The organism is Aliishimia ponticola (assembly GCF_004803475.1).
Lineage (GTDB): Bacteria > Pseudomonadota > Alphaproteobacteria > Rhodobacterales > Rhodobacteraceae > Aliishimia > Aliishimia ponticola.
Map to the genome: position 1 here is coordinate 592052 of NZ_SRKY01000003.1, position 25058 is coordinate 617109.

The window sequence follows — 25058 nt, forward strand, 5'->3', positions numbered from 1 at the left end:
CCCCATACGAAAAGGCTCGTCCTGATTAAGCCTGACGAACCAAGGGTGCAAGAGCGGGCGACGCTGTAAAGACAGCACAGAGTTGGCGAAGCCGGAGCATCCCGGATCCGGCCTCGCCTACGATCAGGGCAACCACAACCAGATGGCGACCCGATCGTAAGTCGTTATTTGGCGATTGCGTTGCGCACAAGGCCGACAATGGCAAGCAAAGCGCCACCACCGGCACCGCCACCGACGACTTGGCCAAGGATGCCCGCAAGGTCGAGCCCACCGCCCGCCACGTCACCCATGCCCAGCGCACCAAGGATCGTACCGCCCAAGCCACCGCCGACAATGCCGGCGATCGAGTTGACCAGCGCGCCTTGGTTGATGCTTTTTGCAAGCCCCCCGGCGACATTCCCGCCCAAGGCCCCTGCGATCAGGCTGATAATCAATTCCATGAACCATTCCCCCGTAAATCGTTTTCATCACGCGCCGGATCGCTGGGCCGTCAAACCAGCCCCACCGCCACATGATCGATCTAAAGCGCGGCAAGACCCATCTAAACGGGAAAAAGCAGGGGGATTTCCCCCGGCATCGCGCGGGGCCAGCCCGCAGGGTATGGAATTCCCGCCCTTCCGCCTTGTGTACTTTTTTCCGGTTAAGAGGTAACATTCTCGCATAGCGAGTTTTATTTGAGCCGTTTTTTTCCACATCTCCGCGCCGCTGGATGTCCAGATTTTCTTTGGGGCGGACGACATTGCAGAAAGCGATCCGATGAGCAATTCAAGCGCACGCGATGGCGATATTTCCCGCCTTCATCCCGCGATCCGCGACAAGGTTCAGGCGATACGGGACAAGCTGAACGACGAAGGTATCCGGTTCGAGGTATTCGAAGCGTTTCGCAGCCCTGAGCGGCAAGAAATCCTGTTTGCCAAGGGCCGGAACAAGCCCGGTCCGAAAGTAACTTGGGTGCGGGGCTGGGGCTCCATCCATCAATACGGGCTGGCCGTGGATTTCGTGCTGAAGGACCGCAATGGCAGATGGAGCTGGAACGACACCGGCGCGAATGCGAAAAAGTGGACGCGGATGCACGAACTGGCCAAGGAACACGGGATGACCCCACTGTTCAACAAGGCGGGCAAGCTGATCGAAAAACCGCATATCCAGCTGATCGGCGTATCGGCGCGAGACTTGCGCAAGGGCAAGTACCCCGAGGGCGGTGATGGCGTCTGGGCGGAGTGTCTGGCCACGCTGATCGACAATTGGGAAGGCAGCGGCGCGCCGCCCAAGCCCGATGCCACGCCCGAACGTCCGGGTCTGGATGACGAACTTGTCGCGCAGATGGAGGCCGAAGCGGGCACGGTTCATATCTCGACCAGCGGGCCCGCGCTGGCGGTGGAAGGCGCACAGGACGACGCGCGGTTCCAAAAACTGCATGCGTTCATTCGCCAATGGGAAGGCGGCTTTGTCGACAACCCGCATGACGCGGGCGGGGCCACGAATATGGGGGTTACGCAGGCCACCTTGTCGGCGTGGCGCAAAACCGATGTCACGGTCGAGGATGTGCGCAACCTGACCCGCGCCGAAGCCGATGCGATCCTGCGGACCAATTACTATAACCTGTGCCGCTGCGGCGAGCTGCCGGATCGGTCCGCCATGGTGCTGTATAACGCGGCGGTTCTGCACGGGCCCAAGCGTGCCGTGATGATGCTGCAAGCGGCCTTCAACGATCTGGGCATGACCGCTGACGGTGAGCCGTTGGAAATCGACGGCATCCTTGGACGGATCACCGTGACCGCCATTCGCCAAACCGATGCGAGCGTTCTGGCCACGGCCTTCATGGACCTGCAAGACGCCTATTTCCGCGCGCATGAAGACTTCGAACATTTTGGCGCAGGCTGGCTGAACCGACTGACCGCCCTGCGCAGTTTTGTTGATACATTGCCACAAGGAGCGGGCCTGCGCCCGAAAACGGTCATGAAGATTTCCGACAGAAGGCTCGACATTGACGGCGACGATCTGCTGCGGATTGCGCTGGCCGGGGCAACCGGCGGCAAAAGCGCGGTGCTGGGCGCCGTGCTGGGCAAGGCGCTGAAGAAAGACGTCGCAGAAGGCGATTCGCAGCGCCGCTCCAAGGCAATGCTGCGCGCCCTGCTGGAGGACAAGCTGGACCTTGAACTGATCGACCCCGATACGATCGACCCGCGCGCGCAGGTCAAAAAGGTGCTGACCCCGGTCAACGCCGCATTGGGTCAGACCGTGGGGCGGCTGCTGGACGGCAAGAAGTCGGTGATCGGCATTGCCGGCCTGATCGCGGCGGCGGTCATCCCGGAACTGGGGCTGCAAGCGCCCGGCTCGCCGCAACTGACCGAACTGCTCGACGGGGACAGCCAAACGATCATCTTCACGCTGCTGACGATCTTTACCGGTTGGGGCTTTCTTGGAAAGGTCGACAAGGCGATCCGCGACGTACGCACTGGTCTGGCCTAACGCGGCAGATCGGCACCGGACTTATGGCGCGCGGTCTGGGCCACCACGCGCGCGAGGCCCCTGTCAGCTATGTTCCTTGAGGAGCCGCGACTTCTGGCGGTTCCAGTCCCGCTTTGCACTGGTCTCGCGCTTGTCATGCAGCTTCTTACCCTTGGCGATACCGATCTTCAGCTTCACCTTGCCGCGATGGTTGAAATACATGACCAGGGGCACGATGGTCATGCCCTTGCGCTGGGTCATGTTCCACAGATGCGCCAATTCCTTCCGGCTCACCAGCAGCTTGCGCTTGCGCCGCTCTTCATGACCGAAGGTCTTGGCCTGCTCATAAGGTGCGATATAGCTGTTGGTCAGCCACAACTCGCCATCCTCCACCATCGCATAGCTTTCGGCGATATTGGCAGAGTTGACACGCAGCGATTTCACCTCGGAGCCCTCAAGGACGATGCCGCACTCGATATCCTCTTCGATCGCATAATCGAAGCGGGCGCGGCGGTTTTCCGCGATAACCTTGTAATTCGGATCAGTCTTGGGTTTGGCCATGGGATGTGTACCTAAGCAGAGCCTTGCCAGCTTGCAAGCTCCGCCTTGCCCAGCGCCGCAGGTCACGGCAGGATAGCGGCAAACAGGGCAGGAACAAAATCCATGACGATTTCAAGACGCGGCTTTATCGCAGCGACAGGGGCATTGGCGATTGGCGGATGCGTACCGGGGGCACCAACGGGCGGCAGCGGCGGGCAAACCGCATGGCGCAAAGCGGCCAATCTCGGATTCGATGCATGGCTCAGCGGGTTCCGGGGCCGGGCTGCGGCGGCAGGCGTGTCCTCAAGCGCCATTTCGCAGGGGCTGCGCGGCGCGGGCTATCTGCCTGCCGTCATTGCGCGCGACCGCAATCAGACGGAATTCACCCGCACGCTGGAAGACTACCTGGCCATTGCCGCCTCCGATGCGCGGGTCTCCACCGGGAAAGCCAAGCTGCGCAGCCAGTCTGGCACCCTCTCCGCTATCGAAGCACGATACGGCGTCGAGGCACGCATCGTCTGCGCGATCTGGGGGCTCGAAAGCCGGTATGGCGAACGCAAAGGCGACGCGCCCGTGATCTCCGCGCTGGCCACGCTGGCCTATGATGGTCGGCGCGGGTCGTTCTTCGAAAAACAACTCATCGCAGCACTGAAAATCATCGAGGATGGCGATGTATCCGCCAGCCGCATGACCGGCAGCTGGGCCGGTGCGATGGGGCACACCCAGTTCATCCCAACCTCCTACCGGGCCTTCGCCGTGGATTTCAACGGCGACGGACGAAGCGACATCTGGGGCAATGACCCAACCGATGCACTCGCCTCCACCGCCGCCTACCTGCAACGCAACGGTTGGCGACGCGGACTGCCCTGGGGTGCAGAGGTCATTCTGCCCGCAAGCTATACCGGCCCATTTGGCCGCAACGCCCGGCAAAGCGCCGCGAGCCTGCAGGCCGCGGGCATTCGCCGCGCCGATGGCGGCTCAATGGCCGCACTCAGCTCCGCAGGTATCCTGATCCCGCAAGGCCGGACGGGCCCGGCTTTCGCCGTCACCCGCAATTTCGGCACCCTGCTCACCTACAACAATTCGGAAAACTACGCGCTGGGGATCGGACATCTCAGCGACCGGATCGCAGGCGGCGGACCGATTCAGGGCAACTTCCCGCCCGATGCCTACGGTCTCACCCTGTCCGATCGCAAAGCCCTGCAACGCGGCCTGACCCGCGCCGGTTTCGATGCGGGCGAGGCCGACGGCGTTCTGGGGTCGAAAACCGAAACCGCCATCCGCGCCTACCAACAGGCCAACGCACTGCCGGTGACAGGCAAACCGTCACCAGCCCTTCTTGCACGGCTGCGCTAACGCCACCCAGCGGTTTCATTGTTCTTGATATACTCCGGGGGCGCGGGGGCAGCGCCCCCGCCTTTGTCGGGTCGGCGCAGCCGATCCGAAATCAAGCCGCACAGCGGTCAATCACCAAGCTTGGCATGCACCTCGTCCAGATCGATCTCCCCGATCGGCATTTTGTTCGACGGGTCCGCGAAATCGTATTTGAACAGATCGAAATCGCGTTTGTAGATTTCATAGACCAGATGCATCGACAGATCGTCGAAATAATCCTCGACCGGGTGCGCGCGTTTCGGACCGTGCCCTTCGCTCTCGTTGAACCGGGGAATATTGTCCAGATCGACGGCAACAGGCGTCTCGACCGCGTCCAGCACCTGCGCCATTCCGTCATTGAACGCTTCGGTCCAGAAAATCTTGTCGTAGCGCCCGCCATTGACGATGAAGGTCGACACATGCCCCGACATCGCGGACCAGTGAATGTCCGGCTCCATCGGGCGGCGCCAACGGATTGAATCGCGGGCAAAAAGAAGGAACCGGCGGAAGCTGCGAATTTGGTCGAACTCTTCCTTGCCGTCCTCGCCGCCCACCTCGATCCCGTATTTCTGGATCAAAAGCGGCACAAGGTTCCCACGGTAACGCCGCCCGTTGCGCTGAATACCGCAAATCTTGTCGAAGAACGAACTCAGGATGCGGGTGTAGGGGTTACGCACGCAGGTGAAGGCATAGGACTTATGCGCCACCACATTGTCCGAAATCGGCTGCTGGCTCTCGTCCAGCGCCCATTTGTGCAGCCCCGACTGCGCGTCATGGATGTCGCCGTCGAAAAATTCGCCATGGTCGGAAAAATACATGATCTGTCCGATGGTCGAACACGCGCATTTCGGCACAACCCGGTAGACCATGCTTTCGCTGGTCGTCATCCACGTTCCTGGAAAACCCATACCCGATACCTTCTCAAATCAACGCCGTTCTTGCACGCGACGCGCCCTATATATCAAAAAAAGCAAATAAATCGTGTTTATTCAATCGCTCTTCATCATTACAGATTATGGTCAAGAGCAATGCGAGCAGCAAGTGGCCGTCCATGGCGAAAATCGCGTATATCCTGCTGTGTCATAAAGACCCCGATGCGATCATCAAGCAGGCGGAACGGCTAACTGCGGTCGGCGACTACATGGCGATCCATTTCGATGCTTCTGCGTCGCGGGCCGATTACACCCGGATTCGCGAAGCGTTGGCGGATAACCATCAGGTCGCGTTTTGCAGCAACCGCATCCGCTGCGGCTGGGGGGAGTGGAGCCTAGTCGAAGCCACCCTCGCCTGTGTGCAAACCGCGATGGATACCTTTCCGCGCGCCACCCATTTCTACATGCTCTCGGGCGACTGCATGGCGATCAAGACCGCCGAATATGTCCATCGCTTCCTTGACGAAAACGACGCCGACTTCATCGAAAGCTTCGACTATTTCGAAAGCGACTGGATCAAGACCGGATGGAAGGAAGAACGGCTGATCTATCGCCACTGGTTCAACGAACGCACGCAAAAGCGCGCGTTTTATGCCATGTTCGAGCTTCAGAAAAAGCTCGGCCTGACTCGGAAAATCCCTGACGATATCCAGGTCATGATCGGCAGCCAATGGTGGTGCCTGCGCCGCCGCACGGTGGAGGATGTGATCGCCTTCACCCGCAAACGCCGCGACGTGCTGCGCTTTTTCAAGACCACCTGGATTCCGGACGAGACATTCTTTCAAACCCTTGTGCGCCACCTCGTGCCAGAGACGGAAATTCGCGCCCGCACGCTCACCTTCCTGATGTTCTCCGACTACGGGATGCCGGTGTCGTTCTACAACGATCACTACGATCTGCTGGTCAGTCAGGATTACCTTTTTGCCCGCAAGGTCAGCCCAGAGGCGTATGATCTCAAACGACGGCTCGGCCTGCTTTATGCGGCGACTGGAATTGACTTCAAGATTTCGAATGAGGGGCGCAGCCTGTTCAAGTTCCTGACGGAACGCGGGCGTATCGGACGCCGGTTTGCCTCTCGCTTCTGGGAAACCGAAAGCTCTCTGGGACGGGATCGCGAGTTGATGATCCTCGTGTGCAAGAAGTGGCACGTGGCAAAGCGCCTGCTGGAACGGGTGCGGCAGGTCACGAACGTCCCCACGATCGAATACCTCTTCAACGAAGAAGACACCCAGTTGCCCGATCTCGGCGGTATTCAAAAGACGCTTGGCAAGCGCACCCGGCACCGACGGGCGCTGATGCGGATGCTCTTCGACTATTTTGAAACGGACCGGCTGATCGTGTGCATGGACCCTGCCAATCTCGATCTGCTTCAGGACTTCGCAACGGATCGATCCCGCACGAAATTCCTTGAGATCGAATGCAAGTTCTCCGACTCCTACCTGATCGGGCACGCCATGCGCGTTGGTCTGGCCGGGCAGCAAACCCAGCGCGAGACTCTGGAACGGCTGCTGCCAACGATCCGCGGTGATATCGAACATGAAAGCGATATGATCCGCGATGCCGGGTTCGATCACCACTACCACTTTAGGGAAGCGGCAGAGCCGGAGGAAAACACACTCGCCCTTTCCGAATTCCTGTCGATCGAACCCAACAAGGCGCGCGAGATCGCGCAATCCGATTACCTGTTCGCGGACTGATCGGAGCGGGCGCGCCCTCGACGCGCGCTGAATACCTTTGGGCGGGTCACGCCGCGCCGCTTACTTGCGCCGCCACGTATCCAGCCAACGGCGGAACCGGTTGCGACGATCTTCCATCGCCTCGCCCGCGGCTTCGAAATTGTCCTGCCACTCTTCCAGTGTCGGATCGATCCGCTTCATCCGGAACCTGCGCCAGCGCACCCAGATACCATATATGATCGCCGCAAAGATCGTCAGGATCACGATATTGACCCACGGGATCGGCTTGCGGCCATCCGGACCTTCGGGGAAGGGCTTCACGCTGATCGCGTTCGGAAAAATCGACAGGAACTCGTTGCGCCATCCGTAATGCGTGACCAGAACCCATTCAGGATCGTCCTTCGAAGACACCGCATCATTCGCTTCGGTATACAGATTCGCAGTATCGAATTTGAAATAGGGCGGCCAGCTCCAGCCCGTGTCCTCATTGCGGTACACGATCGGTCGGCCATTCGCGCGCACCCCTTGGATGAACTGCACGTCTCGGTTGGCCAGATCGACTGACTGATCCTCCGGCACAGACCAGAACATCCGCGTCCAGTCGCGCAGATCCTGCCGCTCCTCATAGGTGTTCACGATCCGCACCACATCTTTTTGCGGCAGCGTGTAGTGAAAGAAAGTCGCGACAGCCATCCAGAACACAAGGATGACGAACCATTTGACGTAGGACATGTGCCTCTCTCCCGATCAGGCGAAATTAGTCAGATAGATGATAAGCGCGACCACAAGGGTCGGCACGATATAAACACCAAGGATCAGCTTGCGACGCAGCGAACTGTCATACTCCTCCAGCCCCGCTTCGACGAACGCCTCGCGCGGGCCTTGCGGGTCTTCTTCCCATTCCTCGTTCAACTTGCGGCGGCGCACCGACCGGGAATAGAGCGAAAGAACGATATAGACGAGGGTCATCAGTACGAACCCCACAACCACCAGCCTCGCCAATGCAAACATACTACCGCCTCCTGATGGCGCCCCAAGGCCCCACTTGCGTCACCAAATCCTTGGGCGGCGGCGTATCGCCTTCCATCGCCGGCTCCCGGCCAAAGATCGCCGCCCGCGCCCCCGCTTTGTCCACCTGATACTCTCGTTCAAGATAATCCGCCACATAAGCCTTCTTGGCATCCGGCCAGGCGGCATAGGTCTGATAGAACAAGTCCTTGTGGCAAATGAACAATTGCCGGACATCCTTGGGGGACAATTCCGCCAGCGCCATGTTGATCAGGTCCGCATCCGGGTGGTCCGCAGCCCGCAACGTGTAGAAATAGGCCGGATGCTTCGATGTAATCCGCGGCCACGGCCCACCGTTTTCGGCCCAGTTGACCAGCGCGGCCAGCGCATGGAATTCCTCGGGCAACCGGTCCGCATAGGTGCGCGCAAGCCGCCGCATCTCGGCGCGGGACCGCAAATCAAGGTCGGTCGCCTCCCCCGCCACCGCATCGATCAGGATGAAATCCATCTTCTGGCGCAGGATCGCGGCCGCATCGACCCCTTGCGCCGCTACGATCGGCTCAACCAGCCCGTTCAAATCAAAGAACTTCGCAATCTCGTTGCGCTGGCTCATATGGAACACATAGGGCACCGGCACGCCCTCAAGGATACGCGGATCGCCCGCCGTCAGAATGGCCGGGTGCGTCACATCCTGAAATACGTAAAGCGGGCCGAAATGCGTGGTCCAGAAATTGCCCTGCTCGAACTCCATGTGCTTCAGCCGCACCGGATTGCGCGTCACATCCCCGGTCTTTTCGGCAAGCTGGATCATCTCGCCGATCAGCACATCGTCGAACCAGGCCTCCTCTTCCTTGAGAAACCGATCGACCTTGGCCCCCAATGTATGCGCATGGGTCACCGTCCCCTGCGTTGTATCGGCATCGATTGTGATCTTGCGGATATCGAACAATTTGCGCGGGCTGGTGATCGTATAGACGGAATTCACCAACTCCCCCGCCACCGCATCCCGCGCCGTCAAGGCAAAGAGCTCTGGCTCGTTCTCTTCAATGAAATGCCGCAAGATCGTGCGCGAGGTCGAGAATTTCGCATTGAGGAGCGGCGCTTTCTTTTGCTCCGTCGTGAGCAGAATGAACTGCCGGTTCACCCCCGCATGATTAAGATAAAGCTCATCCTCAAGCTCCAGCCCGATCTCCGGGGAAAACCCGGAAATATCGATGTAGAAATCCATCAGCGCCGTGCGCTTGCCGGTCAGATGCTCCAACGCGCGATTATACCGCTCCACCATCGCGGGGCTCGCCACATGGATCAGATTGCCGAACATCAGGCCTTTCTGGATAAGACGCTTCATCGCAGCGCTCCGCGCAGATCAGATGACCCGGCCGACCCGATCGAACCCAAACGTGGCAAAGCCCGCCGCGCCATGACCAAGTCCGCTTCATTGTTCCTCAAATACTCAAATCCGACCGCGCCAAATGCGCGTGCGCGCTTCATCCGCCGCCCTCCAGATACCGTTTCTTCGCCTCGGCAGAACGTTGCATGTCCCGCACCATCCCATCGATCGCGACCTCGTCAGACTTGTCAGCATACCGGAACTCACTATCGGCATAGCGGTTGATCTCCTGCACGACCATATCCACCGTGATCGGCTGACGCAGCTCCGCGATCATGCCCAGCTTTTCGTCATACGGCTTGAACAGGAACAGATCAGGCTCTTCCATCCAGTCATCGGGCAGCTCGAAATCCATCGCGCGGACCTTCACCGCATCGGTGATATTCTTGATCGCCCGCCCGGTGAACCGGGGGTCCGCCTCCTGAATGGCCTTGAGGTAGGCGCCCAGCTTGGCAATCGTGTCGAGCGCCCCAACCCGCGCTGCGACCTCATCGAACACCCTGACCAGCCCCTCTTCGTGAGGCCGCGCATGCCCGTCAAAGCTCTTGGCAACCGCGCGCTTGATCTCTTGCGCCGCGTAAAGCTCATGATCGCCCAACGGAATATCGTGGTTCTTGCCCATCAACAGCGCAAGGATATCGACATAATCCTCCCGCGTCTGCGGACCGTCCACAAGGAACCGCGCCCCCGCCCGCTGGCGCAACGCATCGTCCACATTCTCCGGATAGTTGGAGAACATCCCAAAAGTGCAATTGCCCCGCACCACGGTATTGGCACCGGCGAAACTCTCCATCAACACGGCGGTAATTTCCAACTGCCCCGAAGATGACTGCCGATCTCCGCGCTTGCCGGCCAACTGGTCAATATCGTCAATCGTGCCAAAACCAATGACCGACGGGTCCAGCACGTTGTTGATAAAGGCCTTGGCGTTCTGCCCCGATTTGCCCTGATAGCTGTCGATATTGTCCGTCGACAGGTTCTGATAGCGAAACGGATAGCCCGCATTCAAACAATACTCGTTGATCAGGCCTGCCATCATCTGGATCAGCGTGGTCTTGCCCGTCCCCGGCATACCATCCCCCATGAAGGTAAGGATGAACCCACCCAGCTCCACAAAGGGGTTCAGCCGCCGATCAAAATCATAGGCCATGATCATCTTGGCGAGCCGCATCGCCTGATACTTCGCGATGTGGTTGCCGACCACCTCGTTGGGCTTCTTGAAGGTCATCGTCAGCGTAGAGGATTTCGCCTTGGTCGCCGGGACGAACCCGGCAATCGGCAGATCATCTGCCTCCACCCGCCACCTTGCCGTCTCGAACGGACCCAGACGCTCTGCCGATTGGGCGCGCAGCGCAACCTTCTCCATGACCGTTTCCGCAAAGGCCGCGACCACCGCCACCAGTTGCGCATCCTCAGGCGCATGTGCCGCCACCGCCTGATCCAGCGCCCAAAGCGCGCCATGCAAAGCGGTTTGACCATTATCGGTCAACAGCTCATCGAACTCGCCTAGCTCAACCGTCACCTCGCTCAGATGCGGGGCGATCAGGAAGGCCGTCGCATTGGCAAAAACATGCAGCGTGACCAAAGCCTCCGCCGCCAGCAATTCGGTAAATTCGGTCCGCCGGTTCTGCGCCAGATGCCCTTCCAGATTGTCCCGTTTGAGATCGCCCAGCCCGGAAGTCTCCGCATAGGCCTCCGCCACCGCCAGAGAAATCGCCAAAGCGCGCCGCAATACGTTCAGCACCGTCGCCTGCAGGGGGGAGACAAGCGCGTCGTCCTCGTCGGCCCCCTCGATCCGGTTCACCAACTGCACCGCGCCAACGGGAACCGTGCGCCGCGTCACCAGACCCGGCGTCGTACTGCGAAACCTGCGCCGCGTGCCAATCCCGGCAGAGCGTTCCGGCTCCGGCACCGCAGCCACGGCCTTACCGATCCGCGGCGCATGGTCAAACCCCTGAAGCAAAGCCAGCGCCATCGGGTAATGCTTGACGATCTCCGCCTCGCGCAGTTCCATCTCATTCGCCGTTTCGGTCATTCCACCCTCATTGCCTTTGCAAGCCGGCCCATCGCCGCCACTCCGCTTGCATTCATTGTTCCCCAAATACTCCCGCCGGAGGCGTCAATACCGCAGCACACGCGATCCGCTCACCACATATTTGCGCACGGTATCGAAACCCGACGGGTTCAATTCACTAAGCACCTGAAACGGACGCGCGGGCAAAATGATCGATCGCTGCATGCGCGTCGTTCCCGTTTCCGCGCCGCGGCCAGAGAACGGATCCAGCGCGAAAATTTCGCGCTCCACTTTCGAAAACCAACCGGCACGTTCTTCGACGACGCGCTCGGACTGCAAATCCTCTTCGGTCCACACCAGCGCCCAATCTTGCCCAACAGGGGCCTTCGCCGCGCTCAGCACCTCGCCCAGTGGGCCGGATTGCGCCGTAAAGGCCGAGGAATACAGCGGACCGACATGAAGCCGTCGCAATCGCTTAGGATGCAAGTCGTCAAAATCCTCGTCGAACCCCTTGGCGATTGTAACCAGTTTGAGCGCACCAAGGCTTTGCGCCATCAAATGGGCTTGCGCCTCGGGCCAGCGGCGCTGGTCTTTGGGCAGCGGAGTGCGACCGGTGTCCTCGCATTCCATCAAATAGATGACCGGCAGATTCAACTGGCTGTCCCAGACCGCCCAGTGGATCAAAAACCTGCGCCGGTCCTCGCCCAGATTGCCCAACCATTGAAGGCTTGGATCATTGCGCGCCCAGAACAGTTGGCCCTTCTGCAACTCCTCATAATACAGCCGCTGCGACAGCGCGAATTGCAGCTTGGTCGGCACTTTGCGTTCACCGATGATGACATCGACCATCTGCCGTTTGAGATCGGCGACCGACGGCGCTCCGGCCAGATGCGTGTCGGCCTGAAGCGCATCATGTCCCATCGTCAGGATTTCCGTCGCCGTCGGGAAACCGCTTTCCGTCCTGTCGATGGCGAGCGAGCCGAAGAACCGTCCGGTATCCCGACCCACCAGCAGGTATTTGAGGCTGAGCGCCCGGAAGGTAAACGTCAGCGCCGTCGCATAGCGCACCAGCAGCTTGACCTCCTCCCGGCTCAGATCGCCTTCGGTCTCCATCACGCCGGCGACACGCGCCATGTGGCCCATCACCGTTTCGAACTTGCGGAAATAGCGGCGCGAAGCGAAGAGGTCGGTCAGGCCAGCGGAATTGGCGGGATCAGTCATCTGCGTTTTTCGTCCCAATCGAGATCGAATTCATAATTCGTTTCCTGCCTCGCATGCCACACCGCAAACCTGGGAAACCAGCGCCCCAAAACTCCGAATGCCGCGAAGGTGGAACGCGGGTACACAGCAAACATGATGAAAGGGATACCCAGAAAGCTCATCGTGATAGCCACAAGATTGGCAACCTGCGAACCGTTGAAAAGAAGCGCCATCCAGACCACTTGAGCAAACGCAAGCCCGGCCCAAGTGTACCGCCTTAATCGTACCCATCGCGGCTTAAAGTCAGCCCCCAACTCGTTCAGGCTTTTTACCCTCAACGGCTTTGGTCGTTCAAACAAGCTTTCTGGCTTCAAGCCCGGCCACCCTTCTTCGTCTTACCCAACAGAACCAGTCCAGTGGTCCCGGCGACGATCCACAGAACAGAAACGAAGATCAGAAGAGTTCCGATACTCATGTTTCATTCTTTCCTGCTTTCTCGTCTTTAGCGCTCCGCCCATCGTCGGCCTAAACGCACCTTTCAGAGCGCTCCTGGGACGCCGCTACCCTCCATACGCATTTGCGTCGTGCTTTTTCACGATATCTTCAAACCGGCGGGCAAAGCGTTCGTCGGCCTTGGCCTTGGCTTCCAGCACGTCACGGGCAAAGACCATCTGGTCCTCATGCGCTTCCATCATGTCGGCCATTTTCTGGTTGGTCGCAGCGCCGATCCCGGCCATGGCGGATTGCGCCTCTTGATCCGTCTTGACGCCGATCTCGTTGATCCGGTGCGCCACGTCCTGCTGCTGCGCCGTTTTCAAGGATTTCGTCAGCGCATCATAAAGCACGACCCGCTGCTGCGTGTCTGTTTGCAGCTTGTTGATCAGCACCATCTGCGTCGCCGCCTGGTTCTGCAAGCTGTCGACCCAAGTCTTGCCCTTTTCGATATAGCGCCCAAGCGTTTGCGATTTGGCCAGTTTGACCTGCTCTTGTTGCACCATCTCGTTATATTGCTTGTTCACATCCGCAAGCTGCGTCTCCAACGCGGTGCGCTTGGCCGCATCGGTTTCAGAGGCGATCTGGTTTTCCAGCGCAATGATCTTGGGATCCATCGCCTTGATCTGGTCCTGCAGATCCGCCAGCTCCTTGACCGTGAATTCGCGCTCATCCAGCGTTTCGGTCAGGTTGATGCCGACCTTGACCTTCTCGCCTTCCAGCACGTCAAGCTGACCTTGCAGCAGTTTCACAATCGTATCGGACTTGGCGATGAGATCTTGCAGCTTGTCATCGATGGAGGCAGTGCGAATACGTTCGGCCCGCATGGAATCCGACTTGGCCTTGGCGAAGATACCGACGAAGCTTTCCCAGCCGGTTTTCGTGCGCATCTCGTCGAAATCCTTGGAAAATCCCGCCGTCACATCATCAAGCCCCATGATAAGTTCGGCGATATTGGCGTTCATCACTTCGGTGTGGGCGTGCACGTCGTCCAAGGTGGCGTTCTCGATATCGAACTGGATATCGGCGCCTTCCTTCATTTTGGCCCGCGCTGTTTCGATCCGGCTTGTCAGCTCTGCGATCTTCGACTGTGCTTCCGCCACTTGCGCCTGCGAATCCCGAACCTGCGCGTCAAAATCAGCCATTAAATCGTCCCCTCTTTCCAAACATGTGCGACGGATATAGGGAATGTGAATGGCATTTACATCATCCGCGCCGTCGATTTTCCAACAATGTTCGCAAATTGGGCGACCCATGGGAAGAAAAACACGCAAAAGCGGGCGGCTCTTTCGCGGGCGTTGCGCGTCTGCTATGGCGAGGACGGGCCGCGGGCGATGGCGTCGCGGGAGAGGTACCTCTTGGCCCGCTTTTCGATCCTGTACGCCGGGACTTTCAATCGGGAGATTGGAGGCCCGCCCCTTCTCCCAAAGCCGGGAGACGCGCCATGTCGGATTGGTCGCCAGAAAAAACGCAAGTCAAAAGCTGGAATGAATGGGATAGGCTGCGCCACGTGATCGTGGGCCGCGCCGATGATTGTCATATCCCGCCCGAAGAACCCGCGCTGGACGCCAAGGTGCCCGAGGATTCCGACATGCGCGGCCAATGGGGCCGGCGCCCACAGGAAACCATTGATCGGGCCAACGAACTGCTGGACCAGTTCGCCAACCAACTGAAAGCACGCGGTATCCGGGTGGATCGCCCCGACAGCATTGATCATTCCAAACCCGTCACGACGCCCGATTTCCACACCGACAGTCAATTCGGCTGTATGCCGCCTCGCGACGTGCTGCTGACGGTGGGGCATGAGATCCTCGAAGCGACCATGTCCTACCGCTGCCGTTGGTTTGAATATCTGAACTATCGCCCGCTCATGCAGCGCTATTGGGACGAAGACCCGAATTTTCGTCATGAGGCCGCGCCCAAGCCGCGCCTGACGGATGCGGATTATCACCCCGACTATCTGTCCGAGAAAATTGGCGTGGAAAAGCGCCTGCAATGGGCGGCGGAGAAGTTCTTTGTCACGACCGAGGAAGAGCCGTTGTTCGACGCCGCCGATGTGCTGCGATTTGGGCGCGATCTGGTCGTGCAGCACGGCTTTACGACGAACCTCAAGGGGATCGAATGGCTGCGCCGCCACTTCCCGGATCACCGGGTGCATACGGTCAACTTCCCCGGTGATCCCTACCCGATCCACATTGATGCGACCTTCACGCCGCTGCGCCCCGGCCTGATCCTGAACAACCCGCAACGCCGTCTGCCGGAGGATCAGCGCGGCATATTCGAAAAGAATGGTTGGGAAATCGTCGATGCGGCGCAACCTGCACACAATGCCCCGCCGCCGCTGTGCTATTCCTCCACATGGCTCAGCATGAATGTGCTGGTGCTGGACCCGAAAACAGTCTGCGTCGAGAAGTCCGAGGTTTATCAGGCCGAACAGATGGACAAGCTGGGCATGGAGGTGGTCGAAGTCGACCTGCGTGATGCCTATGCCTTTGGCGGCGGGCTGCATTGTTGCACCGCTGATGTGTATCGCGATGGCGATTGCGAGGATTACTTCCCCAACCAGCCCTGACGCCGGACGGCCAATTCAAGGGCGCTGCGCGGCATCCAGTTGCCGGGTGAGATCGCGCAGCTGCTCTTGCAGGTCACGGATTTTGGCCGGGTCGAACTTCCCGGCCCTGGCCATGCAGCGCGGAACCTCTCGTGCCGCCTTTTGCGCTTCCACGCCCTTGTCCGTCAGACGCAGCAGCACCCGTCTTTCATCCTTGGTATCGCGCAGTCGCTGGATCAAACCTGCCTGCTCCATCCGCTTGAGCAGCGGCGTCAGCGTGTTGCTCGCCAAGCCGATTGCAGTGCCGACATCGCCCACAGACATCAGGCGCGCAGCGTCAAGCAGCAGGATCACCAGATATTGCGGGTATGTCAGCCCGATTGGCGTCAGAAACGGCTTATACAGCCGCCCGAACGCCTGATGCGCAGCGTAGACATCAAAGCACAGCAACGCGTCCAGCGCATCGCGATGGGTCTGGGTCGTGTCAGGATCATTCATACGACATGAAATAGTCGTGCGCGATTTTATCGCAAGCCCATCTTGACGATTGCCTCGGAAATGCCATTTATATCGCACACGATATAAACCTGCACGATGCAAAGGAAGTCACAATGCTCAGCAAGATCGTCTACTCCACCAGCGCCACTGCAACGGGCGGCGGTCGCGATGGCCACACCGCGCTTGACGATGGCAGCTATGGCACCGACCTGGCCGTTCCGAAAGAAATGGGCGGCCCCGGCGGTGATGCGCTGAACCCCGAAAAGCTGTTCTCGCTTGGCTATGCGGCGTGTTTCATGGGCGCGCTGCGGTTCTACGCGGGCCAGAAGAAGGTCGCGGTGCCCGAAGATACCAAGGTGACGGTCGAAACCGGCATCGGTCCGCGCGAAGACGGCGGGTTCGGGATCGACGTGAAAATCAAGGTGTCGCTGCCCGGGCTCGATGAAGAGACGGCCCAAGACCTGATCAAGGGCGGCCACCATGTCTGCCCCTATTCCGACGCGACGCGCGGCAGCCTGAGCATTTCGCCGGAACTGGTCTGACCTCAGGTCAGGCGCGCAACAAGATCGCTGGCCGGATAGGCCAGCGCATCGATCACGTCGAAATGGTGCTTGCCCGGCACTTCCACATGTTCGGCACCCCACGCTTGGGCCAACCAACGGGCCTGATCCAGAAAGGCTGGACGTTCCTGCCCGCCGACCCAGACGGATACGGGCACCGATGGCGCAGGTTGCAGAACCGGGCTTTCCGCCTCGGCCCCCGCAGGATCAAGCCCGAAATCTTCGTTCATCGATGTCTTAAGCAACGGTCGCAAGTCCGCCACGGGCGAGATCGGCACAACCCGCTTGATCCGGGCGACCACATTTTCCGGCAGCAGCCCCGGCGCCAGCATCCGCGCGACCAGATGACCGCCAGCGGAGTGACCGGTCAGGGTGATTGGCCCCTCGAAGCGCTCTGCCATGGCCAGAACGGCGCACGCGATTTGCTGGGTAATCTCTGCAATCGGCACCTGCGGCGCGAGGTCGTAAGAGGGCATCACAACAGCCCAACCGCGCGCATTTGCCCCTGCCGCCAGATGGGACCAATAGGACCGGTCGAATTTCAGCCAATAGCCGCCATGCACGAACATGCAGACCCCGTCTGGCGCATCCTCTGGCAAAAACACGTCGAAGGCTTGCCGCTCTGACGGACCATAGCTGACGCCGAGCGTGGCGCGATCCGCCAACGCGGCGCGATACGCTTCGGCCGCCGCAGCCCAGCGCCCAGGATAGGCTTCCGCCCCGTCGATATAGGCGCTGTTTGCATAGGCATCATCCAGCTTGGCCATCTCGCTCTCCCTCTAGACAATCGGCACAAGACCCTATTTCAAAGAGACACGCAAACCGATGGGAGGAAGACCATGCTCGACGCCGCAACCGATCTGCGCAGCCTTCTCAAAGACCCCAGCCTGCTTGAGACGCGCGCCTATGTAAACGGGGCCTGGACCGATGGGGCAGATGGCACCTTCGATGTGATGAACCCGGCCCGTGGCGATGTGATCGCGCAAGTCGCCGATCTGAGCCGCGCACAAGTGGCCGAAGCCATCGCCGCCGCCGAAACGGCGCAGAAGGACTGGGCCAAGTGGACAGGCAAGGAACGCGCCGCCGTGCTGCGCAAGTGGTTCGATCTGATGATGGAACATCAGGATGACCTTGGAACGATCCTGACTGCCGAACAGGGCAAACCGCTGGCCGAAGCCAAGGGCGAGATCGCCTATGGCGCCAGCTTCATCGAGTTTTTCGGCGAAGAGGCCAAGCGCGTTTACGGCGAAACGATCCCCGGCCATCAGCGCGACAAGCGTATTCAGGTCTGGAAACAGCCCATCGGGGTTGCAGCCTCGATTACACCTTGGAACTTCCCCAATGCGATGATTACCCGCAAGGCGGGACCGGCGCTGGCTGCGGGCTGTGCCTTCGTGGCGCGCCCCGCTGCGGAAACGCCGCTCTCGGCCATTGTGATGGGTGTTCTGGCGGAACGGGCCGGGATACCGGCAGGCGTGTTCAATGTCGTCACGTCGTCTTCGTCCTCTGAAGTCGGCAAGGAATTCTGCGAAAACCCCGCGGTGCGCAAACTGACCTTCACCGGATCGACCGAAGTCGGGCGTATCTTGCTGAAGCAAGCTGCCGATCAGGTCATGAAATGTTCGATGGAACTGGGCGGCAATGCGCCCTTTATCGTCTTCGATGACGCCGATCTGGACGCCGCCGTCGAAGGCGCGATCCTGTGCAAGTTCCGCAATAACGGTCAGACCTGCGTCTGTGCCAACCGGATTTATGTGCAGGCGGGTGTCTATGATGCTTTCGCCGAAAAGCTGCACAAGCGCGTGAGCGAGATGAAAGTCGGGGATGGCCTTGAAGAAGGCACCGACCTTGGGCCGCTGATCAACAGCGCCGCTTCCGAGAAAGTGACCGAACATATCAAGGACGCCACCGACAAGGGCGCGAGCGTGCTTCTGGGATCGGCCGAGCAGAAGATGGACGGCAACTTCTTTGCCCCTGCGATCCTCACGGGCGTGACGCAAGATATGAAAGTCGCGAAGGAAGAAACCTTCGGCCCACTGGCACCGCTGTTCAAATTCGACACCGAAGACGACGTAATCGCGATGGCCAATGACACGATCTTTGGTCTGGCGAGCTATTTCTACGCCAAGGATCTTAGCCGCGTCTATAAAGTGGCCGAGGCGCTGGAATATGGCATCGTCGGGATCAATACCGGCATCATCTCGACTGAGGTCGGCCCCTTCGGCGGCGTGAAGCAATCCGGCCTTGGCCGCGAGGGATCGCATCACGGGATCGAAGACTACCTTGAGATGAAATACGTCTGTATGAGCGTCTGACACCAACGCACCCAAACTGATTAAACGCCCCGCCGGACTGCTCCGGCGGGGTTTCTTTTATTCCGAATCAATATCTTAGGCAATTTTCCTGAACGCTGTTCACGAATTTCATTGAAACAGTGCGGCACCCTCCCCACCTGAGATGAACAATGTTCAATAAGGAGGTTTCCATGCGTTTCATGAAAGCAATTGCTCTATCCATCGCCCTGCTCAGCCCCGTCGCGGCACTGGCTGGCCCCAGCGGACAACATAGCCAGCAAGCCAGCCAGCACTCCGGTGCAGCCGCCAGCCACAGCGCTGCAAGCGTTGCTACAGGCGCGTCAGTCGTCGTTGCGACGCCGCTCATCGTGACCGGTTCGGCATTGGTGGTGTCTGGCGCGGCGTTGGCCGAAAGTGGGCAAAGCATGGCGCGCAGCCTGCCGAAACCGACCGTCGCGCCGATGCCTGTGCCCACATTGGATTGAGGTGCGCCTTGAGACGTTTTTGGCTTCTTGTCGGGCTTTTGATCCTGACCGCTCTGCCGGGCATCCTTATGGCCGGCAGCAGCGAGGCGACCAAACCCGTGCTGCCACCTGCAAAGGTCGCGCGCTTTGCCGATCAGGTGCAGCAGGAACTGGCCCGGCGCGGGACGCAGGTGGCGATTGTCGCGCGCATGGGCCGCGACCCCAGCGTTTTGCCCAAGGGCGTGCGCTATACCCATGTGGCCTATTGGGTGTATTCCGACATACAGACCCAAGATGGGCAGCGCGGCAAAGGCTACCGGGTGTTCAACCTGTACCAGACGGCCGAAAACGCCGCGCGGAGCACCCTGGTACAGGACAGCCCGGCCGATTTCCTTGCGGGCGCAAAGCGGCTTGAGGCGGGGATCATCATTCCTGATCGGCGTTTGCAACGTAAGCTCGCGCAGACCATTGCCAGCCCCACCTATGCCGCGCTGCATAATCCCCGCTATTCGGTACTGGCGAACCCGGCATCCCGGCAGTTTCAGAACTGCACGGAACACACGCTTGATGTGCTCATGGCGGCGCTATACGGGGTGCGGGGCCCGGACCAGATCAAGGCCAATATCGCCGCGCATTTCACGCCGCAGCCGATCCCGCTGGGCGGTTTGAAACGGGGGTTTGCCAGCCTGACCTCCGCCGCGCTCACTACGCAGGATCACGGGGCCTCGGTAGCGACGGCAACCTTTGGCAGCATTGCCGGGTTCATGCAAAAGCACGATCTTGCGCAGTCCGTGTTCCGGCTGACACCTTAACGCCGGGCAGCGAAGGGCATCTTGCAGCCGCTCAAACGAAAAAGGCCCGGAGTTTCCTCCGGGCCTTTGCAGTCAGGATCGCGGGCTTAGTTGACCTGCGATTCAATTGCCTTCGTACCAGTCGCAATTTCGATGCGGCGCGGCTTGAGCGCTTCGGGCACTTCGCGCTTGAGGTCGATATGCAGCATCCCATCCTCGTGGGTGGCGCCGGTCACATGGACATGATCGGCAAGCTGGAAACGACGCTCAAAAGCGCGGGTCGCAATACCGCGATGCAGGTAGACACGTTCCTGCCCTTCATCGGCTTTGCGCGCAGCCACGATCAGCGCGTTTTCCTTGACCTCGACGGTCAGATCCGCGTCCGAAAACCCGGCAACAGCCACCGAGATACGGTAAGCGTCATCGCTGGTTTTCTCGATGTTATAAGGCGGATAGGTCGGTTGCGACACGTCGCTGGACAGCACGCGGTCCATCATGTCTGCGATTTGGTCAAAGCCAACACTGGCACGATACAGGGGAGCAAGATCAAAGCTTCGCATGAGGTTATCCTTTTCAAAGCGATACCAAGTCATGGGCTCTCCGATATGGACGAGCCCGGCGTTTAACGCCCGGAGCCCTGTTGCGGCGCTCCGAACACCTTCGATATGGGAAGGCCTTTCGCGGTTTCAAGAGCTTGCGCGGGTCAGTTGACCTTGACGAATTTCGCCCCGCTGGCGCGCTGCCCACCAATGCCGATCCGTTTGATCCGGGCGGCGGGGCCACGTTGCTGGCTGCGCAAATCACGCTTGAGGCGATCCACCAAGGGCGGAAGATGCGGGCCAAGCGCGACCTGCCCGCCATTCCAACGCCCCCCGCCAGAAATCACCGACAGGATGCGGCCGCGTCCGTTCAGATGGCTGAAAACAGGCGCGCCGGACGATCCGAACGTCACATCGCAATCGAACATCAGCACGTTTTGATGCCGGTCGAGCAGGTTACAGGCGTTCTGGCGCGATTGAATATCCTCGCGGCCACGACCATAGGACACAACGCTGACCTGCCCGTTCCTGACCGCCTCGCCATGCAGCACGAACGGGTCGATTTCGTGGGTTGGGATCGGCTCAGCCAGTTGCAGAAGCGCAAGATCATGGCGCACATTCTGCAAGGTCATGGTGGCATTGGGATCGTAATCGGGATGCGCGGCGATCTTTGCGACCGGGCGCGTTGCGGCGGCGGTGCCATTGCGCAGACCGGCGTTGAAGGTCATCTGCTCCGGCTTGCGAAGCTGGTTGGCCCGGTCATACACGCAATGCGCCGCCGACAAGACCAGATCGGGCGCGATCAAGGTGCCAGAGCAGAAGCCGCCATTCTGCATGTCGAGCCGTCCGACCGCCTCCCAGCCCTGGGCCTGGTAATCGCGGTCAAGCGAGCGCAGTTTGGACGTTTCCGCGCTGGCGAGCCCGGGGATTAACCATAATATCAGCAGCAACCACCGCATCACGGACGCACGAATTTCGCACCAGTATCGCGGCGCGGCTCGCCCACAAGGACGCGCGGGCGCGTCTGCCCGGTCGTCGGCAGGAAACCGGCCCCGGCTTCCATTTCCTCTTCGAGGTCGCGCAACTGCGTGGAAAGCGATGTGCCCAAAGACACTGGCTGTCCTTCGGCTTCAGCCTTTGCGGAAACAACAGACACGATATGCACCTGCCCGTCTTCAAAGGCGAAGATCGGCGCGCCAGAGCTGCCGAAATCCACGGTGCAGGTTGTGACCAGAACGCCCTCCTGCCGGGCCAGCACGGTGCAGACTTCTTGCAGGCTTGGCGCCTCGGACCGGTCCTTGGCATAGGACACGACCCCGACATTGTCGCCTTTCGTCGGGCTTGCGCCTGTCGCGAAGGGGCGGATCACCCCATTTCGGATCGGCCAGCGCAATTCCAGCAGGGCCAGATCGTTGCGCACCCGGTCCGGTGTCAAATCCGAGGAATAGTCATATTGCGGATGCACGACGGCGCGTCGCACCTCGCGCGTGGCAGAAGCACGGCCATTGCGCCAACCGGCGCGGAATTCGATTTTCTCATGGTCCAGCCGTACGCCGCTGGCCTTGTCAAACAGGCAATGCGCAGCGGTCAGCACCAGTTTCGGGCTGATAAGCGCGCCGGTGCAGAACCCGGTGCCGCCGATGTCCAGACGACCGACAGCCTCCCAGACGCGGCCTTCGTTCATCGTCTCCAAACGCCGCAACCGCGCGTCCTGCGCGAACGCAGCGCTGGTCACGACAAGGACCATGAACGAAATGGACATCCATCGACGCAAGAGTTTCATCTCCTATCCCCTGCCTCTGGTTAGCGTCGAGTTGAGGCGAAAATGGGGCATGGACAATGAAAATCAGCGAAGGCGCGGGATTTCAACCTCTGGTTTTACGTCCTCCTGCAAGGCAGGCGGCTTGGGTCCGCCGGTGGCCCAATCAAGCAGTTCGACCGTATGCACGATAGGCACCTGTGTGGCGGAGCCGATCTGCATCATACAGCCGATATTTCCCGCCGCGATGATGTCCGGGGATTTCGCCTCGAGCGTGCGGACCTTCCGCGCCTTCAGCTTGCCGGAAATTTCCGGCTGCATCATGTTGTAAGTGCCTGCCGACCCGCAACAAAGATGGCTGTCCGCAGGTTCGACCACGGTGAAACCCGCCTGTTTCAGCAGGTCTTTCGGGAAGGTCTTGATCTGCTGGCCGTGCTGCAAGGAGCAGGCGGCATGATAGGCGACTGTGATGCCCTTTTCCGCGCCATCCGGCAGATCCAGCCGCATAGCAAGCTCGCTCACATCCATCGCGATGGCAGAGACGCGCGCGGCATCGTCGGCAAGCGCCGTGCCGCGGAACATGTGGCCATAATCCTTGACCGTGGTGCCGCAGCCCGAGGTGTTGATCACGATGGCATCCAGCCCCGCGCCGTCCATCTCGGCCACCCAGGCACGGATGTTCTGTTCTGCCGCGCGGTGGCTTTCATCGGTCTTGCCCATGTGGTGGGTCAGCGCCCCGCAGCAGCCCGCACCTTGCGCCACCACGACCTCTGCCCCGAAGCGGGTCAGCAGACGGATCGTCGCATCGTTGATATCGGTGTTCAGCGCCTTTTGCGCGCAGCCCGTCATCAATGCCACGCGCATCTTGGGCGCAGGGGTTGAAAAGGTCTGGGGGTCATCATTGCGCGACACCGGCGGGATGTGCTTCGGGGCCATCGCCAGCATGGCCCGCAGTCGCGCGTCAGGAATGAGCGGCGCAAAAGGCTTGCCGATTTTCGCCAGCAACAGCGCCACGCGGAACCGCATCGGATAGGGCAGGATACGCGCCAGAACCCAGCGCAAGGCACGGTCGGTGAATGGCCGCTTGTAGCGCGCTTCGATATATTCGCGCGCGTGGTCGACCAGATGCATGTAATGCACGCCGGATGGGCAGGTCGTCATGCAGGCCAGACAGCTGAGGCAGCGATCCACATGCTGCACCGTTTTCGGGTCCGGGTCGCGGTCGTTCTCCAACATGTCCTTGATCAGGTAGATACGTCCGCGCGGGCTATCGAGTTCGTCGCCCAGCACCTGATAGGTCGGGCAAGTGGCCGTGCAAAATCCGCAGTGGACGCAGTTTCGCAAAATCTCGTTCGAGCGCGCGATCTGCGGGTCTTTCAACTGCGCGTCTGTAAATGTCGTCTGCATCAGCCCATCACCCCCGGATTGAGTATTCCCCTTGGGTCGAACTTCGCGCGCAACGCGGTGCTAAGCGCTGCAACCTCGGGCGGCTCTGGCTGGAACCGGGGGAAGCCGCGCCCGCGTACAAGCTGCGCATGGCCCGCAATGCCGGTCAATGCCGCGCGCAGATCTGTGCCTTCGGGAAGGCAAAGCCAGACCAGACCGCCGCCCCAGTCCAGCATCGCGGTGCCCTGCCCGGCCGCCGCGATGACAGCTGGCCCGTCCGATGGTTTGACGCTTACGCGCCACACGTCGCCTTGCATGTTTGCAAAGGCCTCAACGTCGCGAATTTCGGCCCATCTGGCGGCGCTGTCTTCGGCCTCCAGAAGCGTAATTTCCCCATAGGTCGCAAGTGCTTGGGTTAGACGCTCTGCCCGGTAGGCAAGGCTTGGGGCGAACCCTTCAAGCCGGATAGAAACAGCACCCTGCGCCCACGCCGCCCCCGTGACATCATAAGGCGATCCAAAGGCGGCCGACATTGCCGCCACGGCTGTTTCGGGCGATGCCACGGAAAGGGTCAGGGTCGCTTCGGTTTCCGGCACCGGCAAAACCTTCAGGCTGACTTCGCTAAGAACGCCCAGACTGCCCCACGAGCCGGACAGCAGCTTGACCAGATCATAGCCGGTCACGTTCTTCATCACCCGGCCACCATTCTTGATGACCTGCCCGGTTCCGTCCACATAACGCACGCCCAGCGCGAAATCCCGCGCTGCACCGACCTGCACCCGACGGGGGCCAGAGACATTTGCCGCGATTACACCGCCAATGGTCGGATCGCCCGTGGTTCCCAGCAGCGCGCGGTGATCCATCGGCTCGAAGGCCAGGCGCTGGCCTTCGCCTTCGAGGACACGCTCTATCTCAGCCACGGGGGTGCCGGCCTGCGCCACCAGCGTCAGTGCCCCCGGCTCATAAAGCGTGACGCCCGACAGCCCGGCAGTGCTGAGCGCGGCCCCGTCCAGGGCCACGCCGCGCGTGCCGCCCCCCTGTATCGCCAAAGGCCCCTCCGCCGCAGCGATCACTTCGGCCAACTCGGCCTCTGCTTCCGGTCTGATCATTCTCTTGTCTTCCGATAGGTTTCGCGGTCG

Annotated in this window: 25 protein-coding genes; 8 read left to right on the forward strand and 17 right to left on the reverse strand. The window is 60.3% G+C overall.

The features are described from left to right. Positions 1-164 precede the first annotated feature (164 nt). Positions 165-440, reverse strand: coding sequence for a hypothetical protein (locus E4Z66_RS14030; protein WP_136463637.1), 276 nt, complete (start codon positions 438-440; stop codon positions 165-167). 316 nt (positions 441-756) lie between these two features. Here E4Z66_RS14030 and E4Z66_RS14035 point away from each other — a divergent pair, with 316 nt between their 5' ends. After that, entirely contained in the window at positions 757-2472 is a 1716-nt protein-coding gene (locus tag E4Z66_RS14035) for a glycosyl hydrolase 108 family protein (protein ID WP_136463638.1), read from the forward strand. Positions 2473-2535: 63 nt separating this feature from the next. Here the strand turns inward: E4Z66_RS14035 and smpB are convergent, their stop codons facing one another. Further along, positions 2536-3012, reverse strand: a complete 477-nt coding sequence (gene smpB / locus E4Z66_RS14040; RefSeq protein WP_136463639.1) for an SsrA-binding protein SmpB — start codon at positions 3010-3012, stop codon at positions 2536-2538. A gap of 102 nt (positions 3013-3114) precedes the next feature. Between smpB and E4Z66_RS14045 the strand changes: the two genes are divergently transcribed. Further along, positions 3115-4347, forward strand: coding sequence for a lytic murein transglycosylase (locus E4Z66_RS14045; RefSeq protein WP_136463640.1), 1233 nt, complete (start codon positions 3115-3117; stop codon positions 4345-4347). Positions 4348-4454: 107 nt separating this feature from the next. Here E4Z66_RS14045 and E4Z66_RS14050 read toward each other — a convergent pair whose 3' ends face one another. Next, positions 4455-5273, reverse strand: a complete 819-nt coding sequence (locus E4Z66_RS14050; RefSeq protein ID WP_136463641.1) for a sulfotransferase family protein — start codon at positions 5271-5273, stop codon at positions 4455-4457. 143 nt (positions 5274-5416) lie between these two features. On the opposite strand from E4Z66_RS14050, the gene E4Z66_RS14055 reads away from it, so the two are divergent. Then, a complete protein-coding gene (locus E4Z66_RS14055) occupies positions 5417-6994 on the forward strand; it encodes a DUF5928 domain-containing protein (protein ID WP_136463642.1) in 1578 nt (525 codons plus the stop codon). A gap of 60 nt (positions 6995-7054) precedes the next feature. Here the strand turns inward: E4Z66_RS14055 and E4Z66_RS14060 are convergent, their stop codons facing one another. The 7 genes from E4Z66_RS14060 to E4Z66_RS14090 form a co-directional block, all read right to left on the reverse strand. Beyond that, positions 7055-7705: a DUF1523 family protein gene (locus tag E4Z66_RS14060; protein WP_136463643.1), complete on the reverse strand. Its 651-nt coding sequence runs from the start codon at positions 7703-7705 to the stop codon at positions 7055-7057. Between the two features lie 15 nt (positions 7706-7720). Further along, on the reverse strand, positions 7721-7984 hold the full coding sequence (locus tag E4Z66_RS14065; protein ID WP_136463644.1) for a hypothetical protein: 264 nt from the start codon (positions 7982-7984) through the stop codon (positions 7721-7723). 1 nt (position 7985) lies between these two features. Continuing rightward, entirely contained in the window at positions 7986-9329 is a 1344-nt protein-coding gene (locus E4Z66_RS14070; RefSeq protein ID WP_136463645.1) for a DUF6638 family protein, read from the reverse strand. 139 nt (positions 9330-9468) lie between these two features. After that, positions 9469-11406, reverse strand: coding sequence for an AAA family ATPase (locus E4Z66_RS14075; RefSeq protein WP_136463646.1), 1938 nt, complete (start codon positions 11404-11406; stop codon positions 9469-9471). An 84-nt stretch (positions 11407-11490) separates the two neighbouring features. Next, positions 11491-12606, reverse strand: coding sequence for a hypothetical protein (locus E4Z66_RS14080; protein ID WP_136463647.1), 1116 nt, complete (start codon positions 12604-12606; stop codon positions 11491-11493). Further along, complete coding sequence (locus E4Z66_RS14085) at positions 12603-12818, reverse strand: hypothetical protein (RefSeq protein ID WP_136463648.1); 216 nt, start codon at positions 12816-12818, stop codon at positions 12603-12605. Before E4Z66_RS14085 ends, E4Z66_RS14080 begins: the two co-directional genes overlap by 4 nt. Positions 12819-13145: 327 nt before the next feature. Next, a complete protein-coding gene (locus E4Z66_RS14090; RefSeq protein ID WP_136463649.1) occupies positions 13146-14222 on the reverse strand; it encodes a hypothetical protein in 1077 nt (358 codons plus the stop codon). A gap of 299 nt (positions 14223-14521) precedes the next feature. Between E4Z66_RS14090 and E4Z66_RS14095 the strand changes: the two genes are divergently transcribed. Next, on the forward strand, positions 14522-15649 hold the full coding sequence (locus E4Z66_RS14095) for a serine/threonine protein kinase (RefSeq protein ID WP_136463650.1): 1128 nt from the start codon (positions 14522-14524) through the stop codon (positions 15647-15649). Positions 15650-15664: 15 nt separating this feature from the next. On the opposite strand, the gene E4Z66_RS14100 is transcribed toward E4Z66_RS14095, so the two are convergent. Further along, a complete protein-coding gene (locus E4Z66_RS14100; protein ID WP_136463651.1) occupies positions 15665-16126 on the reverse strand; it encodes a MarR family winged helix-turn-helix transcriptional regulator in 462 nt (153 codons plus the stop codon). Between the two features lie 113 nt (positions 16127-16239). Here E4Z66_RS14100 and E4Z66_RS14105 point away from each other — a divergent pair, with 113 nt between their 5' ends. After that, on the forward strand, positions 16240-16668 hold the full coding sequence (locus E4Z66_RS14105; protein ID WP_136463652.1) for an organic hydroperoxide resistance protein: 429 nt from the start codon (positions 16240-16242) through the stop codon (positions 16666-16668). Between the two features lie 2 nt (positions 16669-16670). Here E4Z66_RS14105 and E4Z66_RS14110 read toward each other — a convergent pair whose 3' ends face one another. Beyond that, on the reverse strand, positions 16671-17453 hold the full coding sequence (locus tag E4Z66_RS14110; protein WP_136463653.1) for an alpha/beta hydrolase: 783 nt from the start codon (positions 17451-17453) through the stop codon (positions 16671-16673). A gap of 72 nt (positions 17454-17525) precedes the next feature. On the opposite strand from E4Z66_RS14110, the gene E4Z66_RS14115 reads away from it, so the two are divergent. The 3 genes from E4Z66_RS14115 to E4Z66_RS14125 all read left to right on the forward strand — a co-directional run bounded on the left by E4Z66_RS14115 (position 17526) and on the right by E4Z66_RS14125 (position 20256). Continuing rightward, positions 17526-19001 (forward strand): NAD-dependent succinate-semialdehyde dehydrogenase, encoded by a 1476-nt coding sequence (locus tag E4Z66_RS14115; protein ID WP_136463654.1) that lies wholly within the window; start codon positions 17526-17528, stop codon positions 18999-19001. 170 nt (positions 19002-19171) lie between these two features. Further along, entirely contained in the window at positions 19172-19465 is a 294-nt protein-coding gene (locus tag E4Z66_RS14120; RefSeq protein ID WP_136463655.1) for a hypothetical protein, read from the forward strand. 8 nt (positions 19466-19473) lie between these two features. After that, positions 19474-20256, forward strand: coding sequence for a DUF2145 domain-containing protein (locus E4Z66_RS14125; RefSeq protein ID WP_246036032.1), 783 nt, complete (start codon positions 19474-19476; stop codon positions 20254-20256). 86 nt (positions 20257-20342) lie between these two features. Here E4Z66_RS14125 and E4Z66_RS14130 read toward each other — a convergent pair whose 3' ends face one another. From E4Z66_RS14130 to E4Z66_RS14150, 5 genes are all read right to left on the reverse strand, one after another. Next, positions 20343-20795 carry an Hsp20 family protein gene (locus E4Z66_RS14130; RefSeq protein ID WP_136463656.1) on the reverse strand — a complete coding sequence of 151 codons (453 nt, stop codon included), beginning with the start codon at positions 20793-20795 and terminating at the stop codon, positions 20343-20345. 143 nt (positions 20796-20938) lie between these two features. Further along, positions 20939-21733: a trypsin-like serine peptidase gene (locus E4Z66_RS14135; RefSeq protein ID WP_136463657.1), complete on the reverse strand. Its 795-nt coding sequence runs from the start codon at positions 21731-21733 to the stop codon at positions 20939-20941. Next, a complete protein-coding gene (locus E4Z66_RS14140) occupies positions 21733-22536 on the reverse strand; it encodes a trypsin-like serine peptidase (RefSeq protein ID WP_246036033.1) in 804 nt (267 codons plus the stop codon). Before E4Z66_RS14140 ends, E4Z66_RS14135 begins: the two co-directional genes overlap by 1 nt. Before the next feature lie 84 nt (positions 22537-22620). Then, positions 22621-23940 carry a glycolate oxidase subunit GlcF gene (glcF, locus tag E4Z66_RS14145; protein WP_136463658.1) on the reverse strand — a complete coding sequence of 440 codons (1320 nt, stop codon included), beginning with the start codon at positions 23938-23940 and terminating at the stop codon, positions 22621-22623. Next, positions 23940-25025 carry an FAD-binding protein gene (locus E4Z66_RS14150; protein WP_211097165.1) on the reverse strand — a complete coding sequence of 362 codons (1086 nt, stop codon included), beginning with the start codon at positions 25023-25025 and terminating at the stop codon, positions 23940-23942. The genes glcF and E4Z66_RS14150 overlap by 1 nt, the downstream gene beginning before the upstream one ends. Positions 25026-25058 lie beyond the last annotated feature (33 nt).